Origin of the sequence: Streptomyces sp. NPDC021749 (assembly GCF_040640655.1) — a bacterium.
GTDB lineage: Bacteria > Actinomycetota > Actinomycetes > Streptomycetales > Streptomycetaceae > Streptomyces.
The window spans coordinates 56,063-72,842 of the sequence record NZ_JBFACE010000024.1; the positions used below are offsets into that span (position 1 = coordinate 56,063).

At 70.9% G+C, this 16,780-nt stretch carries 10 protein-coding genes and 1 pseudogene; 6 read left to right on the forward strand and 5 right to left on the reverse strand.

All coding sequences use genetic code 11. The features are described from left to right. Nucleotides 1–320: 320 nt before the first annotated feature. Both AB0G35_RS23055 and metH read right to left on the reverse strand, forming a co-directional pair. The gene (locus tag AB0G35_RS23055; protein ID WP_360952482.1) at nucleotides 321–1,034 is read right to left on the reverse strand and encodes an HAD family phosphatase; all 714 of its coding nucleotides are present in this window, start codon (nucleotides 1,032–1,034) and stop codon (nucleotides 321–323) included. A 250-nt stretch (nucleotides 1,035–1,284) separates the two neighbouring features. After that, entirely contained in the window at nucleotides 1,285–4,794 is a 3,510-nt protein-coding gene (gene metH / locus AB0G35_RS23060; protein ID WP_360952485.1) for a methionine synthase, read from the reverse strand. A 260-nt stretch (nucleotides 4,795–5,054) separates the two neighbouring features. On the opposite strand from metH, the gene AB0G35_RS23065 reads away from it, so the two are divergent. The 5 genes from AB0G35_RS23065 to AB0G35_RS23085 all read left to right on the forward strand — a co-directional run bounded on the left by AB0G35_RS23065 (nucleotide 5,055) and on the right by AB0G35_RS23085 (nucleotide 10,858). After that, nucleotides 5,055–5,819 carry an IclR family transcriptional regulator gene (locus AB0G35_RS23065; protein WP_360952488.1) on the forward strand — a complete coding sequence of 255 codons (765 nt, stop codon included), beginning with the start codon at nucleotides 5,055–5,057 and terminating at the stop codon, nucleotides 5,817–5,819. Nucleotides 5,820–6,044: 225 nt separating this feature from the next. Further along, nucleotides 6,045–6,833, forward strand: a complete 789-nt coding sequence (locus tag AB0G35_RS23070; protein ID WP_360952491.1) for an MIP/aquaporin family protein — start codon at nucleotides 6,045–6,047, stop codon at nucleotides 6,831–6,833. 46 nt (nucleotides 6,834–6,879) lie between these two features. After that, on the forward strand, nucleotides 6,880–8,421 hold the full coding sequence (gene glpK, locus AB0G35_RS23075; RefSeq protein ID WP_360952494.1) for a glycerol kinase GlpK: 1,542 nt from the start codon (nucleotides 6,880–6,882) through the stop codon (nucleotides 8,419–8,421). A 13-nt stretch (nucleotides 8,422–8,434) separates the two neighbouring features. Beyond that, nucleotides 8,435–10,039, forward strand: coding sequence for a glycerol-3-phosphate dehydrogenase/oxidase (locus AB0G35_RS23080; RefSeq protein WP_360952497.1), 1,605 nt, complete (start codon nucleotides 8,435–8,437; stop codon nucleotides 10,037–10,039). Between the two features lie 147 nt (nucleotides 10,040–10,186). After that, nucleotides 10,187–10,858, forward strand: a complete 672-nt coding sequence (locus AB0G35_RS23085; RefSeq protein ID WP_360952500.1) for a FadR/GntR family transcriptional regulator — start codon at nucleotides 10,187–10,189, stop codon at nucleotides 10,856–10,858. A gap of 518 nt (nucleotides 10,859–11,376) precedes the next feature. Here the strand turns inward: AB0G35_RS23085 and AB0G35_RS23090 are convergent. Beyond that, a complete protein-coding gene (locus AB0G35_RS23090; RefSeq protein ID WP_360952668.1) occupies nucleotides 11,377–11,691 on the reverse strand; it encodes an SDR family oxidoreductase in 315 nt (104 codons plus the stop codon). 109 nt (nucleotides 11,692–11,800) lie between these two features. After that, nucleotides 11,801–12,123: pseudogene (locus AB0G35_RS23095) on the reverse strand (amidohydrolase family protein); the annotation flags it as partial. A gap of 389 nt (nucleotides 12,124–12,512) precedes the next feature. Between AB0G35_RS23095 and AB0G35_RS23100 the strand changes: the two are divergent. After that, complete coding sequence (locus AB0G35_RS23100; protein WP_360952503.1) at nucleotides 12,513–13,571, forward strand: PAC2 family protein; 1,059 nt, start codon at nucleotides 12,513–12,515, stop codon at nucleotides 13,569–13,571. Between the two features lie 94 nt (nucleotides 13,572–13,665). Here AB0G35_RS23100 and AB0G35_RS23105 read toward each other — a convergent pair whose 3' ends face one another. Then, on the reverse strand, nucleotides 13,666–16,722 hold the full coding sequence (locus AB0G35_RS23105; protein WP_360952506.1) for an NPCBM/NEW2 domain-containing protein: 3,057 nt from the start codon (nucleotides 16,720–16,722) through the stop codon (nucleotides 13,666–13,668). Between the last annotated feature and the right edge of the window lie 58 nt (nucleotides 16,723–16,780).

The following is a 16,780-nucleotide window of genomic DNA, read 5'->3' on the forward strand; positions in this document are numbered from 1 at the left end:
GAACGGCCAGCCGCGCCGGGACACAAAGGAGTTGAGGGGATAAGGCTTCCGGATAACGTCGGCGGGATGATCGATATCCGGACGGCGGAACGATCGGCGCGTTGCTCCACCAATCCGGACACTTACCCCCGTAGAAACCTCCGAACGGGGCCCGCGGAACACCTGTCAGGCCCGCTGTCGATGCCCCGGCACGTGAGAAACGTCACGCATTCACGGCTCTGCGGCGATGTATCAATTCAGTCAGGATCTCCCGCTCCTTTCGTCACGGAAAATGAGGGGGTCGCTCCGCTGAGTTCTTCCGGGCATTTGGCGGGACACGCTCAGTGCACGGCGCCGCGGCTTTCGGTGATGAGCGACCGGAGAAATACGAGATCGACTTCTTCCAGCGAACGGACGACGCTGCGGCCCGGGGCGGACGGGATCGGCGTCACCGAGGGGACCGCGACGACCGGGCAGCCGGCCGCCTCCCCCGCCCGCACCCCGGTCAGGGTGTCCTCGATGACCACGCAGCGCGCCGGGTCCACGCCGAGCCGCGCGGCGGCCGTGATGTACGGGTCCGGGTGCGGCTTGGTGCGGGGCAGGTCGTCGCCCGCCAGGGTCAGCCGGAAGTGTTCCGGCCCGAGGGACTCCAGCATCCGGTCGATGACGGTGCGGTGCGAGGCGGAGACCAGCGCGGCGGGCACCTCGTGGGCGGCCAGTTCGGCCAGCAGCCGGTGGGCGCCCGGCATCAGCGGCACGCCACGGGTGATCAGGTCCAGGAAGGCGGCGTTCAGGAGCACGCTGAGCTCGGTCAGGCCGATGTCGGCGCCGGTGGCCTGAATCAGATACCCGGCGCTGCGGGTCATCGGCCCGCCGACGACCACCTCGCGGTGGGCGTCGTCGAGGACGTGGCCGAGCTCGGCGAACACCTGCGCCTCCGCCTCCCACCAGAACCCCTCGGTGTCGACGAGGGTGCCGTCGAGGTCCAGGAAGACGGCCTGGAGGGTCGCGGCGCCGCCCGTCCGGGTGCCGACTGCGGGGATGCTGCTGGTCATCCATCCACCTCCGTTACGCGTCCCGGAAGGGACGAAAAGGCCGGTCGCCGTCCCCGGCTGGGGAATACGACCGGCCACTACCGGATCGATAAGTGTACGACGACGTGCGCCGGAATGCGTGGCGGCGGCGGGACGACAGCGGGCCGGGGCCGCCCGGAAGTACTCCGGACGGCCCCGGCCCGCTCACAGCGCGTCACACCGGGCGGGGTCCGCCGATACCGGTGTCACCGCGTCACCGGGGTCACCGGCGTCACCTGGCGTTGAAGTACTTCGCCTCCGGGTGGTGGATGACGATGGCGTCCGTGGACTGCTCCGGGTGCAGCTGGAACTCCTCGGAGAGCTGGACCCCGATCCGCTCCGGCTGCAACAGGTCGGCGATCTTGGCGCGGTCCTCCAGGTCGGGGCAGGCCCCGTAGCCCAGCGAGAAGCGGGCGCCGCGGTACTTGAGCGCGAACATGTCCTCGATGTCGCTCGGGTCCTCGCCGCCGAAGCCCAGCTCGGCGCGGACCCGGGCGTGCCAGTACTCGGCCAGCGCCTCGGCCAACTGCACGGACAGTCCGTGCAGTTCGAGGTAGTCGCGGTAGGAGTTGGCCTCGAAGAGCTCGGCGGTGGCGGCGCCGATCTTCGAGCCGACGGTGACGACCTGGAGGCCGACGACGTCGGTCTCGCCGGACTCCTCCGGGCGGAAGTAGTCCGCCAGGCACAGCCGGCGGCCGCGGCGCTGGCGCGGGAAGGTGAAGCGGGTGCGCTCGGTGCCGTCCTCGTGCAGCAGGATCAGATCCTCGCCCTTGGACACGCACGGGAAGTAGCCGTGCACGACCGCCGCTTCGAGGAGGTTCTCGGTCTGCAGCTTGTCGAGCCAGCCGCGCAGGCGGGGGCGGCCCTCGGTCTCCACCAGCTCCTCGTACGTCGGGCCCTCACCGGTGCGGGCCTGCTTCAGGCCCCACTGGCCCTTGAAGAGGGCGCCCTCGTCCAGCCAGGACGCGTAGTCGGCGAGCTGGATGCCCTTGACGACGCGGGTGCCCCAGAACGGCGGGGCGGGCACGGGGTTGTCGGTGGCAACGTCGGAACGCACCGCGCCCTCGGGCTCCTCCACCTCCAGGACGGCCGTGTCGCGCTGGGGGACCCGGCGCTGCTTGAGCTCGGGGAGGGTCGCGCCGGGCACTCCGCGCTTGACGGCGATCAGGGCGTCCATCAGCCGCAGGCCCTCGAACGCGTCGCGGGCGTAGCGGACCTCGCCCTCGTAGATCTCGTGCAGGTCCTGCTCGACGTAGGCGCGGGTCAGGGCGGCGCCGCCGAGGATGACGGGGTAGTCGGCCGCCATCTTGCGCTGGTTGAGCTCCTCCAGGTTCTCCTTCATGATCACCGTGGACTTGACCAGGAGGCCGGACATGCCGATGACGTCGGCCTTGTGCTCCTCGGCGGCCTCCAGGATCGCCGAGACCGGCTGCTTGATGCCGAGGTTGACGACGTTGTAGCCGTTGTTGGACAGGATGATGTCGACGAGGTTCTTGCCGATGTCGTGGACGTCGCCGCGGACGGTGGCCAGGACGATGGTGCCCTTGCCCTCGTCGTCGGACTTCTCCATGTGCGGCTCCAGATAGGCCACCGCGCTCTTCATCACCTCGGCGGACTGCAGCACGAACGGCAGCTGCATCTGGCCGGAGCCGAAGAGCTCACCGACGACCTTCATGCCCTCCAGCAGGGTGTCGTTGACGATGTCCAGGGCGGGGCGGTCCCGCAGGGCGGTGTCGAGGTCGGCCTCCAGGCCGTTCTTCTCACCGTCGATGATGCGCCGCTTGAGGCGCTCCTCCAGCGGCAGCGCGGCCAGCTCCTCGGCCTTGCCGGCCTTCAGCGACTTCGCCGTGGCGCCCTCGAAGAGCGCCATCAGCTTCTGCAGCGGGTCGTAGCCCTCGCCGCGCCGGTCGTGAATGAGGTCGAGGGCCGTCTGCACCTCTTCCTCGCTGAACCGGGCGATGGGCAGGATCTTCGACGCGTGGACGATCGCCGAGTCCAGGCCCGCCTTGACGCACTCGTCCAGGAAGACGGAGTTCAGCAGAATGCGGGCGGCCGGATTGAGACCGAAGGAGATGTTCGACAGGCCCAGCGTGGTCTGCACCTCCGGGTGGCGCTTCTTCAGCTCGCGGATCGCCTCGATCGTCGCGACGCCATCCTTGCGGGACTCCTCCTGACCGGTGCAGATGGTGAACGTCAGGCAGTCGATGAGGATGTCGCTCTCACGGATGCCCCAGTTGCCGGTCAGATCGGCGATCAGCCGCTCGGCGATCTCCACCTTCTTCTCGGCGGTACGGGCCTGGCCCTCCTCGTCGATGGTCAGCGCGATCAGCGCCGCGCCGTGCTCGGCGGCGAGCGCGGTGACCTTCGCGAACCGCGACTCGGGACCGTCACCGTCCTCGTAGTTGACGGAGTTGATCACCGCGCGGCCGCCCAGCTTCTCCAACCCGGCCTCGATGACCGCGATCTCGGTGGAGTCCAGGACGATCGGCAGGGTCGAGGCGGTGGCGAAGCGGCCGGCCAGCTCCTGCATGTCGGCCACACCGTCCCGCCCGACATAGTCGACGCACAGGTCGAGCATGTGGGCGCCCTCGCGGATCTGGTCGCGGGCCATCTCCACACAGTCGTCCCAGCGGCCCTCCAGCATCGCCTCACGGAACTTCTTCGAACCGTTGGCGTTGGTCCGCTCCCCGATCGCCAGGTACGAGGTGTCCTGGCGGAACGGCACGCTCTGGTAGAGCGAGGCGGCACCCGGCTCCGGGCGCGGCCGGCGCTCGGGCGGCGTGAGGCCGCGGACCCGCTCCACGACCTGCCGCAGATGCTCGGGGGTGGTACCGCAGCAGCCGCCGACCAGCGACAGGCCGTACTCGGCGACGAACGTCTCCTGGGCGTCGGCCAGCTCCCCGGCGGTGAGCGGGTAGTGCGCGCCGTCCTTGCCCAGGACCGGCAGACCCGCGTTGGGCATGCACGACAGCGGAACGCGCGAGTGCCGGGCCAGATAGCGCAGGTGCTCGCTCATCTCGGCCGGGCCGGTGGCGCAGTTCAGACCGATCATGTCGATGCCGAGCGGCTCCAGCGCGGTCAGCGCGGCACCGATCTCGGAGCCCAGCAGCATGGTGCCGGTGGTCTCGACCGTGACCGAGCAGATCACCGGCAGGTCGGTACCCGTGGCCTGCAGCGCACGGCGGGCACCCAGGACGGCCGCCTTGGTCTGCAGCAGGTCCTGGGTGGTCTCCACGAGCAGCGCGTCCGCGCCACCCGCGATCAGGCCCTCGGCGTTCTGCTGGTAGGCGTCCCGGAGGGTGACGTAGGGGGCGTGGCCGAGGGTGGGCAGCTTGGTGCCGGGGCCGATGGAGCCGAGGACGTAGCGCTGCTGGCCCGTCGAGGCGGTGAACTCGTCGGCGACCTCGCGGGCGATCCGGGCGCCGGCCTCGGACAGCTCGTGGACCCGCTCGGGGATGTCGTACTCGGAAAGGGCGGCGTGGTTTGCGCCGAACGTGTTGGTCTCGACGCAGTCGACGCCGACCGCGAAGTACTCCGCGTGCACCGAGCGGACGATGTCGGGCCGGGTGAGGTTGAGGATCTCGTTGCAGCCCTCCAGCTGCTGGAAGTCCTCCATGGTCGGGTCCTGGGCCTGCAGCATGGTGCCCATCGCCCCGTCGGCGACCACCACCCGCGAGGCCAGGGCCTCACGCAGCGATTCGATGCGGGCAGTAGGGGTGGACGATGGCGTGTTCGAGGCCATGGAGATGCTCCCGTGGTTGCGACGGCTGTCGGCTTTGCACCCCCCTTCAGGGGGCGCACCCGGCCAGCGTAGCTGCCGGTCCGGTACACGTGTTCCCCGTTCCACGGCGTGGACAGCACCGCGCCACCCCCGCTGGTGGGCCGTTCGTGATCATTGGCAAACTCCGGTGCACCCGCCCAGTAGTCCCGGTTCCGTGCTCTCAGTCGGCATGGACCGATATCGTTCAGCATTGTCGAACTGCTCACTTCGGAGGTTGCCCGATGGCACGCACCATCCAGTCGCTGGAGCGCGCCGCCGCGATGCTGCGGCTGCTCGCGGGAGGGGAGCGGCGGCTGGGCCTCTCCGACATCTCCTCGTCGCTCGGACTGGCCAAGGGCACCGCGCACGGGATCCTGCGCACGCTCCAGCAGGAGGGCTTCGTCGAGCAGGACGCGGTCTCGGGCCGCTACCAGCTGGGCGCCGAGCTGCTGCGGCTGGGCAACAGCTACCTGGACGTGCACGAGCTGCGCGCCCGCGCCCTGGTGTGGACCGACGACCTGGCCCGTTCCAGCGGCGAGGCGGTCTACCTGGGCGTCCTGCACCAGCAGGGGGTGCTGGTGGTGCACCACGTCTTCCGGCCGGACGACAGCCGGCAGGTGCTGGAGGTGGGGGCGATGCACCCGCTGCACAGCACAGCGCTGGGCAAGGTGCTGTGCGCGTACGACCCGGTGGCGCACAGCGAGGTCGTGGAGGCGGACCGGGAGGCGTTCACGCCGCGCACGGTGACCGGTCTCGGGGACTTCGAGGGGCTGCTGGACCTGATCCGGGCGCGGGGCTGGGCCGCGGACGTGGAGGAGACCTGGGACGGGGTGGCGTCGGTGTCCGCGCCGATCCACGACCGGCGGCGGATGCCGGTGGGCGCGGTGGGGATCACGGGCGCGGTGGAGCGGGTCTGCCGGGACGGCGAACTGCGGCCGGAAATCGTCGCTGCCGTTCGGGATTGTGCACGCGCGGTGTCCCGCGATCTTGGCGCAGGGCGATTCTGACCCTTTTGCACCTTAAGTTCACCTAAGTTTTTGGCCAAGGACCCCTTGACGGGGTCCTCACGCTGAACAAAACTGCCGTTCGTCGGTCGGCATTGTCGAACACCACACGGCAATATTCGCTATGGTGGGCACTGCCGGGGCCGACCACCGCCCTCTCGGAGGGCGCGAACCACCGGAGGGACCCGGGGTTCGCCTTCCCCTGGACGAAGGACAAAGGAGTCGCCGGTGTCCAGCTCCGACATCTTCCTCAGCGAAACCATCGGTACCGCTGTACTGCTTCTGATGGGCGGCGGCGTCTGCGCCGCCGTCACGTTCAAGCGCTCCAAGGCGCACAACGCCGGTTGGGTGGCCATCACCTTCGGGTGGGGCTTCGCCGTCCTCACGGGTGCCTACATCGCCGCGAAGTCCGGCGCGCACCTCAACCCGGCGGTCACGATCGGCCTCGCCATCAAGGGCGGCATCGCGTGGAACCAGGTGCCGGTGTACCTGGCCGGCGAGATGCTCGGCGCCATGATCGGCGCCGTACTGGTCTGGGTCGTGTACTACGGACAGTTCCGTGCGCATCTGACCGATCCCGAGGTGCTGGCGGACCACACGAGCGAGGAGGGCATGGTCGACCAGGCCGCCGCTCCGAAGGCCGGCCCGGTCCTGGGCATCTTCTCGACGGGCCCGGAGATCCGCAACGTCGTGCAGAACCTCGCCACCGAGATCATCGCCACCACCGTCCTCGTGCTGTCGATCCTCACGCTCGGTCTGAGCGACAACGGCAAGGGCGTCGGCGTCATCGGCACCCTGCTGGTCGCGCTGGTCGTCGTCGGCATCGGTCTGTCGCTCGGTGGCCCGACCGGATACGCCATCAACCCGGTCCGCGACCTCGGTCCGCGCATCGTGCACGCGCTGCTGCCGCTGCCGAACAAGGGCGGTTCAGACTGGGGTTACGCCTGGATCCCGGTCGTCGGCCCGCTGATCGGCGGCGCCCTCGCCGGGGGCATCTACCAGGTGGCGTTCGCCTGATCCGCCCGACCGCCCCGCCGCCCGCACAGACTTCTTGGAGCACACCATGAGCGACACCCACAGCACCTCCTCCCACGGCCACGGCCCGTTCATTGCCGCGATCGACCAGGGGACGACCTCCAGCCGCTGCATCGTCTTCGACAAGGACGGCCGGATCGTCTCGGTCGACCAGAAGGAGCACGAGCAGATCTTCCCGAAGCCGGGCTGGGTCGAGCACGACGCCGCCGAGATCTGGACCAACGTCCAGCAGGTCGTCGACGGCGCCGTGCAGAAGGCCGGCATCACCGCCGACGACGTCCGCGCCATCGGCATCACCAACCAGCGCGAGACCACCGTCCTCTGGGACAAGAACACCGGTGAGCCGGTCCACAACGCCATCGTCTGGCAGGACACCCGCACCGACGCGCTCTGCAAGGAACTCGGCCGCAACGTCGGCCAGGACCGCTTCCGCCGCGAGACCGGTCTGCCGCTGGCCTCCTACTTCGCCGGCCCGAAGATCCGCTGGCTGCTCGACAACGTCGAGGGCCTGCGCGAGCGCGCCGAGCGCGGCGAGATCCTCTTCGGCACGATGGACTCCTGGGTCATCTGGAACCTCACCGGCGGCGTCAACGGCGGCCACCACGTCACCGACGTCACCAACGCGTCCCGCACCATGCTGATGAACCTGCACAGCCTGGAGTGGGACGACAAGATCCTGGCATCGATGGACATCCCGGCGGCCGTGCTGCCGGAGATCAAGTCGTCCGCCGAGGTCTACGGCCACACCGCCGGCGGTGTGCTGGCCGGCGTCCCGGTCGCCTCGGCACTCGGCGACCAGCAGGCCGCGCTCTTCGGCCAGACCTGCTTCGCCCAGGGCGAGGCCAAGTCCACCTACGGCACCGGCACCTTCATGCTGATGAACACCGGCCACGAGCCGGTCAACTCCTACAACGGGCTGCTGACCACCGTCGGCTACCGGATCGGCGACCAGCAGCCGGTCTACGCCCTGGAGGGTTCGATCGCCGTCACCGGTTCGCTCGTCCAGTGGATGCGCGACCAGATGGGCCTGATCAACAGCGCGGCCGAGATCGAGACCCTGGCCAGCACGGTCGAGGACAACGGCGGCGCGTACTTCGTCCCGGCCTTCTCCGGCCTGTTCGCCCCCTACTGGCGCTCCGACGCGCGCGGTGTCATCGCGGGCCTGACCCGTTACGTCACCAAGGCGCACATCGCCCGCGCCGTACTTGAGGCCACCGCCTGGCAGACCCGCGAGATCACCGACGCCATGACCAAGGACTCCGGCGTCGACCTGACCGCGCTCAAGGTCGACGGCGGCATGACCTCCAACAACCTGCTGATGCAGACCATCTCGGACTTCCTGGACGCCCCCGTGGTGCGCCCGATGGTCGCCGAGACCACCTGCCTCGGCGCTGCCTACGCGGCCGGACTGGCCGTCGGCTTCTGGTCCAGCACCGACGAGCTGCGCGCCAACTGGCGCCGGGCCGCCGAATGGACCCCCCGCATGGACGCGGCCACCCGTGACCGCGAGTACAAGAACTGGCTCAAGGCCGTGGAGCGGACCATGGGCTGGCTCGACGACGAGAGCTGACGAGGAGCACAACATGAGCACCCTGCAGAGCGTCCCGGCCCTCGGGACGCACCCGGCCAACGGTTCGAACCCGAGCCGCGCCGAGACTCGGGAGCAGCTTTCCAAGGCGACCTACGACCTCCTGGTGATCGGTGGCGGCATCCTGGGCATCTCCACCGCCTGGCACGCCGCACAGGCCGGACTGCGGGTGGCCCTGGTGGACGCCGGTGACTTCGCCGGCGCCACCTCCTCCGCCTCCTCCAAGCTGCTGCACGGCGGTCTGCGCTACCTGCAGACCGGCGCGGTCAAGCTGGTGGCGGAGAACCACTTCGAGCGGCGTGCGGTGTCCCGCGAGGTCGCACCGCACCTCTCCAACCCCCTCACCTTCTACCTGCCGGTCTACAAGGGCGGCCCGCACGGCGCGGCCAAGCTCGGCGCGGGCGTCTTCGCCTACTCCGCGCTGTCCGCGTTCGGCGACGGCGTCGGCCACGTGATATCCCCGGCCAAGGCGCAGCGCGACGTGCCGGAGCTGCGCACGGAGAACCTCAAGGCCGTGGCCGTGTACGGCGACGACCAGATGAACGACTCCCGGATGGCGCTGATGACCGTCCGCGCGGCGGTCGCGGCCGGCGCCACGGTCCTCAACCACGCCGAGGTCACCGGTCTGCGCTTCACCCAGGGCCGGGTCACCGGCGCCGAGCTCAAGGACCGTACGGACGGCCGGGAGTTCGGGGTCAACGCGCGCCTGGTGCTCAACGCCACCGGCCCCTGGGTGGACCACCTGCGCAAGATGGAGGACCCGAACGCGGCCCCGTCCATCCGGCTGTCGAAGGGCGCCCACCTGGTCCTCAAGCGCACCTCCCCCTGGAAGGCGGCGCTGGCCACCCCGATCGACAAGTACCGCATCACCTTCGCCCTCCCGTGGGAGGACATGCTGCTGCTGGGCACCACGGACGAGGAGTACGAGGGCGACCCGGCGGACGTCGCGGTCAACGAGAAGGACGTCACCCAGATCCTGGACGAGGCCGCCTTCTCCATCCGCGACCAGCAGCTGTCCCGCGACCTGATCACGTACTCCTTCGCGGGTCTGCGGGTGCTGCCGGGCGGCCCCGGTGACACCTCCAAGGCCAAGCGCGAGACGGTCGTCACCGAAGGCAGCGGCGGCATGCTGTCGGTGGCCGGCGGCAAGTGGACGACCTTCCGGCACATCGGCCGGACGGTGATGAACAAGCTCGCCGCGCTGCCCGGCCGGCCGCTGGCCGACGACATGGAGCCGATCGCGCAGCTGCCGAAGAAGCTCCCGCTGCCCGGTATCGCCAACCCGAACGCGGTCGCCCACCGGCTGCTCGTCGACGGCGGCACCCCCGGGCCCCGGATGGCCCCGGAGACCGCGCGCCACCTCGCCACCCACTACGGTTCGCTGTCCTTCGACATCGTCCGGCTGGCGAACGAGAACCCGGCACTGGCCGAGCGGATCCACCCGGACGCCCCGGAGATCTGGGCGCAGGTCGCCTACGCCCGGGACAACGAGTGGGCCGAGACCGTCGACGACGTGCTGCGCCGCCGTACGACCCTGACCATCCGCGGGCTGGACACCGAGGACGTCCGGGCCAAGGTCAAGGACATGCTGGAGGGCTGACGCCGCCTCAGCACCTCAGCACCCCAGCACGTGCTGAACCCCGAAGGGGCGGCCCGGGCCGCCCCTTCGTCGTACCGCGGTACGGGGCGCTCGCGGACGGCTCGCCGGGCCATAATGGCTCAGACATCGGATGTCTGGGAGGTCGGCATGGCGGTCACCGACGAGGCCATCGAGAAGATCAAGGGAATGATCGTCTCCGGCGCGCTGCGGCCGGGCGACCGGCTGCCGAAGGAGAGCGAGCTGGCGGCCGAGCTCGGGCTGTCCCGCAACTCGCTGCGCGAGGCGGTGCGGGCGCTCTCCCTCATCCGCATCCTGGACGTCCGCCAGGGCGACGGCACCTACGTCACCAGCCTCGATCCGCAGGTGCTGCTGGAGGCGATGAGCTTCGTGGTGGACTTCCACCGCGACGACACGGTGCTGGAGTTCCTCGCCGTCCGCCGGATCCTGGAGCCGGCCGCCACGGCGATGGCGGCCGGCCGGATCGGCCGGGACGAACTCGACGCCCTGGAGGCCCACTTGGACGCCCTGGGCCCGAGCCCGTCGGTGGAGGACCTGGTCGCCTCGGACCTGGAGTTCCACCGCGGGATCGTCGCGGCGTCCGGCAACTCCGTGCTCTGCTCGCTGCTGGACGGGCTGTCCGGGCCGACCACCCGGGCCAGGATCTGGCGCGGCCTGACCCAGAAGGACGCAGTGGCCCGCACCCTCACGGAGCACCGGGCGATCCTCGGCGCACTGCGCGACCGGGACGCGGAGGCGGCGCGGGCCTGGGCGACGGTGCACATCGCCAGCGTGGAACAGTGGTTGCGCACTTCGCTGTGACGCGCCGCGGCCCGGAGGCCGGAGCCGGGAGGCCGTAGGCCGTAGGCCGTAGGCCGTAGGCCGGAGCCGTGAGGCCGGAGCCGTGAGGCCGGAGCCGTGAGGCCGGAGCCGTGAGGCCGGAGTCCGGAACCCTGAGGCGGCTCGAACAGATCCCGTAGGGGACACGAGGGCCCCCTGCGAGGCCTCAACCGACGGGTGGGTGCAGGGTATTCCCGGGGCGGGCGCGGGGGCTGCCGAGCGGGCGCCAGAGGTTCCGGGCGGGCCCAGGCCAGGAAGTTCCGTACAGGCCCAGGAAGTTCCGGTTCCAGGCGGGTCCAGGCCAGGAAGTTCCGAACAGCCCCAGGAAGTTCCGGTTCCAGGCGGGCCAAGGAGGTCCCCTCGGCGGACCGCCGCCCGTCCGCGGATCGCCCGCCTCGTCTGCGGGTCACCCCCCCCCTTTGCGGATCGCCCGCCCTCCTCTGCGGGTCGCCCCCCGTCTGCGGATCGCCCGCCCCCCTCTGCGGGTCGCCCCTCCCGGATCAGACCGCGAAGCCGCCGTCCACCGCGATCGAGGCGCCCGTGATGTAGCGCCCGCCCTCGCCGAGATGCGCGGCTGCGGCCTGCGCCGCGAGGAAGGGCCCGCGGACGTTGGTACGCAGCACCCGGTCCACGTCCTCCAGGGAAATGCCCTCGAACGGCCCGAGGACGCCGACCCCGGCGTTGTTCACCAGGATGTCCAGCCGCCCGGAGCGCTCCACGGCGCCGGCCACCGAGGCCCACACCTGCTCGGCGTCGGCCGCGTCGGCCCGGACCGCCCAGCCCTGCCCGCCGCCCTGGTCGATCTCCTTGACCACCTGGTCGGCGCGGACGCCGGCGAAGCTGGCGGAACCGGACGCCGACGCGGCGCCCCGGCGCGGGGCCCGTCCCGTACGGACCCCGCACCCCGTTCCGTACGGCCCCCGCAAAGCCGGCGGCGGAAGTGCAGACCGGCCGGTCGGAGCCGCACATCACCCGGTCCGGGCCGTAGGCGTCCAGCACGTGCCGGACGTAGCGGAGGATCTGCGGCGACGTAGCGGAGGATCTGCGGCGGCCGCCAGGCGTCCCGGTCGCCTCGGTGACCAGCCCGGAAGCCGGTCGGCCTCGGTGACCGGCCCGGAGAGCCGGTCGGCCGCGGCGACCAGCCCGGAGAGTTTGCAGCTGGCGTTCGGCGGGGCGGCGAGCGCGCCGACCGCGTCGGCCCAGGGCTGCCACTCCCCCGTCGCCACCGCGGGTTTGGCCGCATGGTCGTCGTGGACCTCGAACTCGGCGACGGTGCCGGTCACTGCCATGCGCACGCCCCTGGGGGTAGCGGAGGAACATCGTTCCTGTCAGCAGACCTAACATCGGACCTTTCCGGGCCATCCGATGTATAGACCCGGGGCTAGGCGCCCTCCCACCCCCGTACCGAAAGTCTCCCGGAAGTCGCACGGAAGTCGCACGGAAGTTGAGGAGGGAAAGACAACAAGGACCTCCCACCGGGCGCCTGTCCTCGGTCACAGATCGGATGACTCGGGACGCGTTCGTGCACAGGGGCTGCGGACCGGGCCCACACAAGCCGTAGGCTTGGTGACGCACGCAATGGAACTGCTGCCGGCCGCCGTCCCGGACGGCCGGTCCGGCCGGAAGGAGGCGCTGGGTGATCGAGCTGGAGGGGGTGCCCGAGCTGATCGACCCGGTCATGGTGGCCGCGTTCGAAGGCTGGAACGACGCCGGCGACGCCGCCTCCGCCGCGGTCGCCCATCTGGACCGGGAGTGGAAGGGCGAGGTCTTCGCCGCGCTGGACGCCGAGGACTACTACGACTTCCAGGTGAACCGTCCCACCGTCTTCCTCGACGGCGGGGTGCGCAAGATCACCTGGCCCACCACCCGGCTCTCCGTCGTCCGCGTCAGCGATGCGAACGGCAAGGGGCGGGCGCGCGATCTGGTCCTGGTCCGCGGCATCGAGCCGAGCATGCGCTGGCGCTCGTTCTGCAACGAAATCCTCGGCTTCGCCCATGAGTTGGGCGTGGAGATGCTGGTGGTGCTGGGCTCGCTGCTCGGCGACACCCCGCACACCCGCCCGGTCCCGGTCAGCGGGGTCACCTCGGACGCGGATCTGGCCCGCCGGCTGGACCTGGAGGAGTCCCGCTACGAGGGCCCGACCGGCATCGTGGGGATCCTCCAGGAGGCGTGCACCCACGCGGGCGTGCCGGCGGTCAGCCTGTGGGCGGCGGTGCCGCACTACGTCTCCCAGCCGCCCAACCCGAAGGCCAGCCTGGCGCTGCTCAACCGCCTGGAGGACCTCCTCGACATCAGCATCCCGCTGGGCGAGCTGAGCGAGGACGCACGCGCCTGGCAGCTGGGCGTCGACCAGCTGGCGGCGGAGGACAGCGAGGTCGCCGAGTACGTGCAGTCGCTGGAGGAGGCGCGGGACACCGCCGATCTGCCGGAGGCGTCCGGCGAGGCGATCGCCCGCGAGTTCGAGCGCTATCTGCGCCGCCGTGACCCGCAGGCCGGTCCCGGTGTGGCCACCGAGGGCGGGCTCGCGGAGGGCCGCGACAGCTCCTACCTCCGCGACACGACCAGCGGCCGCACCCGGCCGCCCCGCCCGGCGTCCAAGGAGCCGCGCGAGCCCGGCACCGGGCCGAAGGACACCGGCCCGTCCGACGCGTCCCGGCGGCCCGACGAGGACGGCCCGGAGGAGAGCGGGGACTGAGCCCGGGCGCACCCGGATCCACCCGCACCGGGGCGCCGGTCCGGCTCGACGGCCGGTCCGGCGCCCCGGTGTCATGTCCGGTGTCCGGGAGCGGTCATCGGGCGCAGTGGAAGCGCGCCCCCGCCCAGTCGCCGTGGTCACCGGACTTCTTGCCGTCGGTGTCGGTCACCTTCAGCCGTACGTGCCGGGCGCCGCCGAGCGGTACGTCCACCGCCACCGGCGCCGACTTCCCGGTCAGCTTCGGCGAGGTCCACAGCACCTTGCCGTCCGCCTCCACGGAGAAGGCGACCTCCCCGTAGTCGGCGATCTCGTCGTCGATCCCGGCGTCCGCGGTGAACGACGTGCAGCGGCCCCCGGTGAAGAACTCCAGGTCCGCGTTGGCGTGCGCACCGATGCCCTTGGCGTACGCCTTCCCCGCGAGGGTGAGCGGACGGCCGTCCGCCGGGCCCGACTCGCCGTTGCTGCGGTCCCGTTCGGCCGGGCCGTAGCCGTTGGCGGCGGTCAGCCATTCCATGTCGCTCGCCCAGGTGTCGGCGGTCGGCGCGGGCGGCACGGCCCGTACCTCGAAGCGGTGCACGGTGGTGCGGAGTACCCCGGCGGCCCGGTAACGGACGGTCGCGGTGACGGTCACCGGGTCGGCGCTGCTCGCGTCCTTGGGTGCGGTCACGGTCAGCGCGTCCCGGGCGGTGCCGCCGGCCGCGAGCCGGCCGTGGTGCACCGGGGCGGAGACCCGCCAGCCCTCGGGCGCGGACAGCGCCACCGAGACGTCCGTGGCGTCCCGGGTCCCGGCCGTCACCGCGGTCCGTAGGGTCGTCGGCGCGCCCTTGGTGACCTCCTGGCCGCCGGGGGTGGTGACCGTGACGCCCGCGCCCGGCGTCCGGCCGCCGACCGCGCTGGCGCCCTTGAGCGTCAGGCCGAAGGCCCGGTCGGTGGGGCGGGAGGCGGTCTTGACGTGGACGACTCCGCCGCGGTCGGCCGGGTCGTAGTACCAGCCCTGGCCGGCCGTTTCGAGGGCGCGTGCGGACGGCAGCCGCTTCAGCGGGCGGCCGGCCAGCTCCACCCCGCGCGGTGCGTCCCCGGTGTGCACGGTGAACGCGTACGGCCGGCTGGTCTGCTTGCCGTGGAAGGAGCCCTTCGAGGCCCCGACGCCGATCCGTACGTCACCCGCGCCAGAGCGCGGCGCCGCGACGTCCACCCGCTGGGTGGCGCCGGCTCCCGTCCGGTGGGCGCGGGTCACCCCGTCGTCCTCGTAGAGCGTGAACGACGAGCGGCCCTGCGGGTAGACGTCCCAGGCGAGCGGTGAACCGGCGCTCCGGTCCTGGTACGACCTGATGCCCGGCCACATCGGCACGGCGGCACCGGCCTTGACGAACAGCGGCAGGGTGTCCAGCGGCGCGCTGTAGCCGTCGACGGTCACCGGTCCCCGGTAGGTGCGTCCGGACCAGTAGTCGATCCAGGTGCCTTTGGGCAGGTAGATGCCGTTGCGGGTGCCGGTGTCCTGGTAGACGGGGGCGACCAGGAAATCCTCGCCGGAGAGGAATTCGTACTTCGCGGCGTCCGTGGCGGCCTTCGGGTCGTCGGGGTATTCCAGCGACAGCGGACGCACCGGGCCGACACCGGTCCGGGTTGCCTCGGCCGCGTAGGAATACATGTACGGCAGCAGCGATTCCTTCAGCTTCAGGTATTTCCGGTTGATGGCCGTGTACGGATCCCCGTAGCGGAAGGGCTGTTTGTCGCTGGCGGCCCAGCCGTCCATCGTCATGACCGCGGGGAGGAAGGCTTTCCACTGCAGATCGCGCACGTACGTCTTGGGACTGCCGCCGAAAATTCCGTCCACGTCGCCGGTGGTGTAGGCGAGCCCGGACATCGTCGCGCCGGCGTAGGTCGGTATCTGCCAGCGGATGTACTCCCAGCTGCCGCTCTGGTCGCCGGACCACTGGACGCCGCACCGCTGCGCGCCGGCCCAGCTTTCCGGGGCCCAGGTGAATCCCCGTGCGTCGCTGTTGTCCTCGATTCCCTTGTAGGCGTCCTTGCAGCCGTCCAGGGCGAATTTGTAGCCGTCGCCGACCCAGGCGACATCGAGCTTGGCGATCCGCTGACCGGCCTTGACCTGGTCGGCGAGTTTGGCGATGCCGTCCTCGGTCCACAGCCCGAGTTTCATCTTCCGGTCGCCGAGCCCCTGGGAGGTCTGGGGGAGGTTTTCGTATCCGCAGCCGTAGCCGTCGTTCACCAGCATCCAGCCGTTGGGCATGTCGTGCTGCAGATATCCGTCGGCGACCTTCAGGGAATCCAGGGTGTGCCGCTCGCCGCGGTTGGCATTGTGCAGATAGCAGTCCGAGTCGCCGATCTCCAGGCCGTACACCGGCGGCAGGAAGGGCTTTCCGGTCAGTGCGGTGTACTGGCCGATGACGTCCTTGGTGCTCGGCCCGGCGAAGTAGTAGGCGTCGAAGCGCCGTTCCTTCGCCGTGGTCGTCACCGGGTCGCCGAAGACATAGGTGTTGGGGGCGTAGGTGTTGCGGAAGACGCCGTATCCCGCGGTGGAGAGGTAGAAGGGAACGGAATTGGGGTGGCCGCCGTCGTCCCAGTTGTAGTCGACGCCCACTTCCACGGTGTGGCCGCGGTGGGAGGTGTTGCCGCGGCCGTTCTGCATGCCGGCCCCGTAGAACTGCTCGGTGGCGCCGCGGGTGAGGGTCTGGGTGGTGGTCTTGTCGTCCCAGCCGATCCCCTTGGCCTCGGACCAGACCAGCGAGCCGTCGGCCCGGCGCAGCTCGAAGCGCAGCGGTGACTTGTACGCCGTCAACGTGACCTGGTCCGTGCGGAGTTCGTAGGCGTCGCCGGTGTCGCGCCAGTGGGTGGCCGGCGGGGCGCCCTGGGGCAGCACGATGTCCTTGCCGGTGGGGTCGGAGAAGGTGCCGTCCGGGGCGAGTTCGAGGCGGAAGGTACGGTCCGTCACGAAACTGACGCGGGCCTCGGCCCGGCCCGCGTGCAGGTGGTAGACGGGCCCGTCGGCCTCGAAGCCGGTGACGTCCCCGACGGTGTGGGCGGGCGCGGTGGCGGCGGCCGGTGCGCTGCCGGCCGGGCCGGCGAGCGCGACCACGAGCCCGAGCAGCGCGGCAACGACCGCCGCCCGCAGTCCTGTTGGTTTCCTCATGCCGGACAGCTCTAGCCCGCCGACGGGGCGGCCCACCATGGATTCTTGCGCCGGGTTG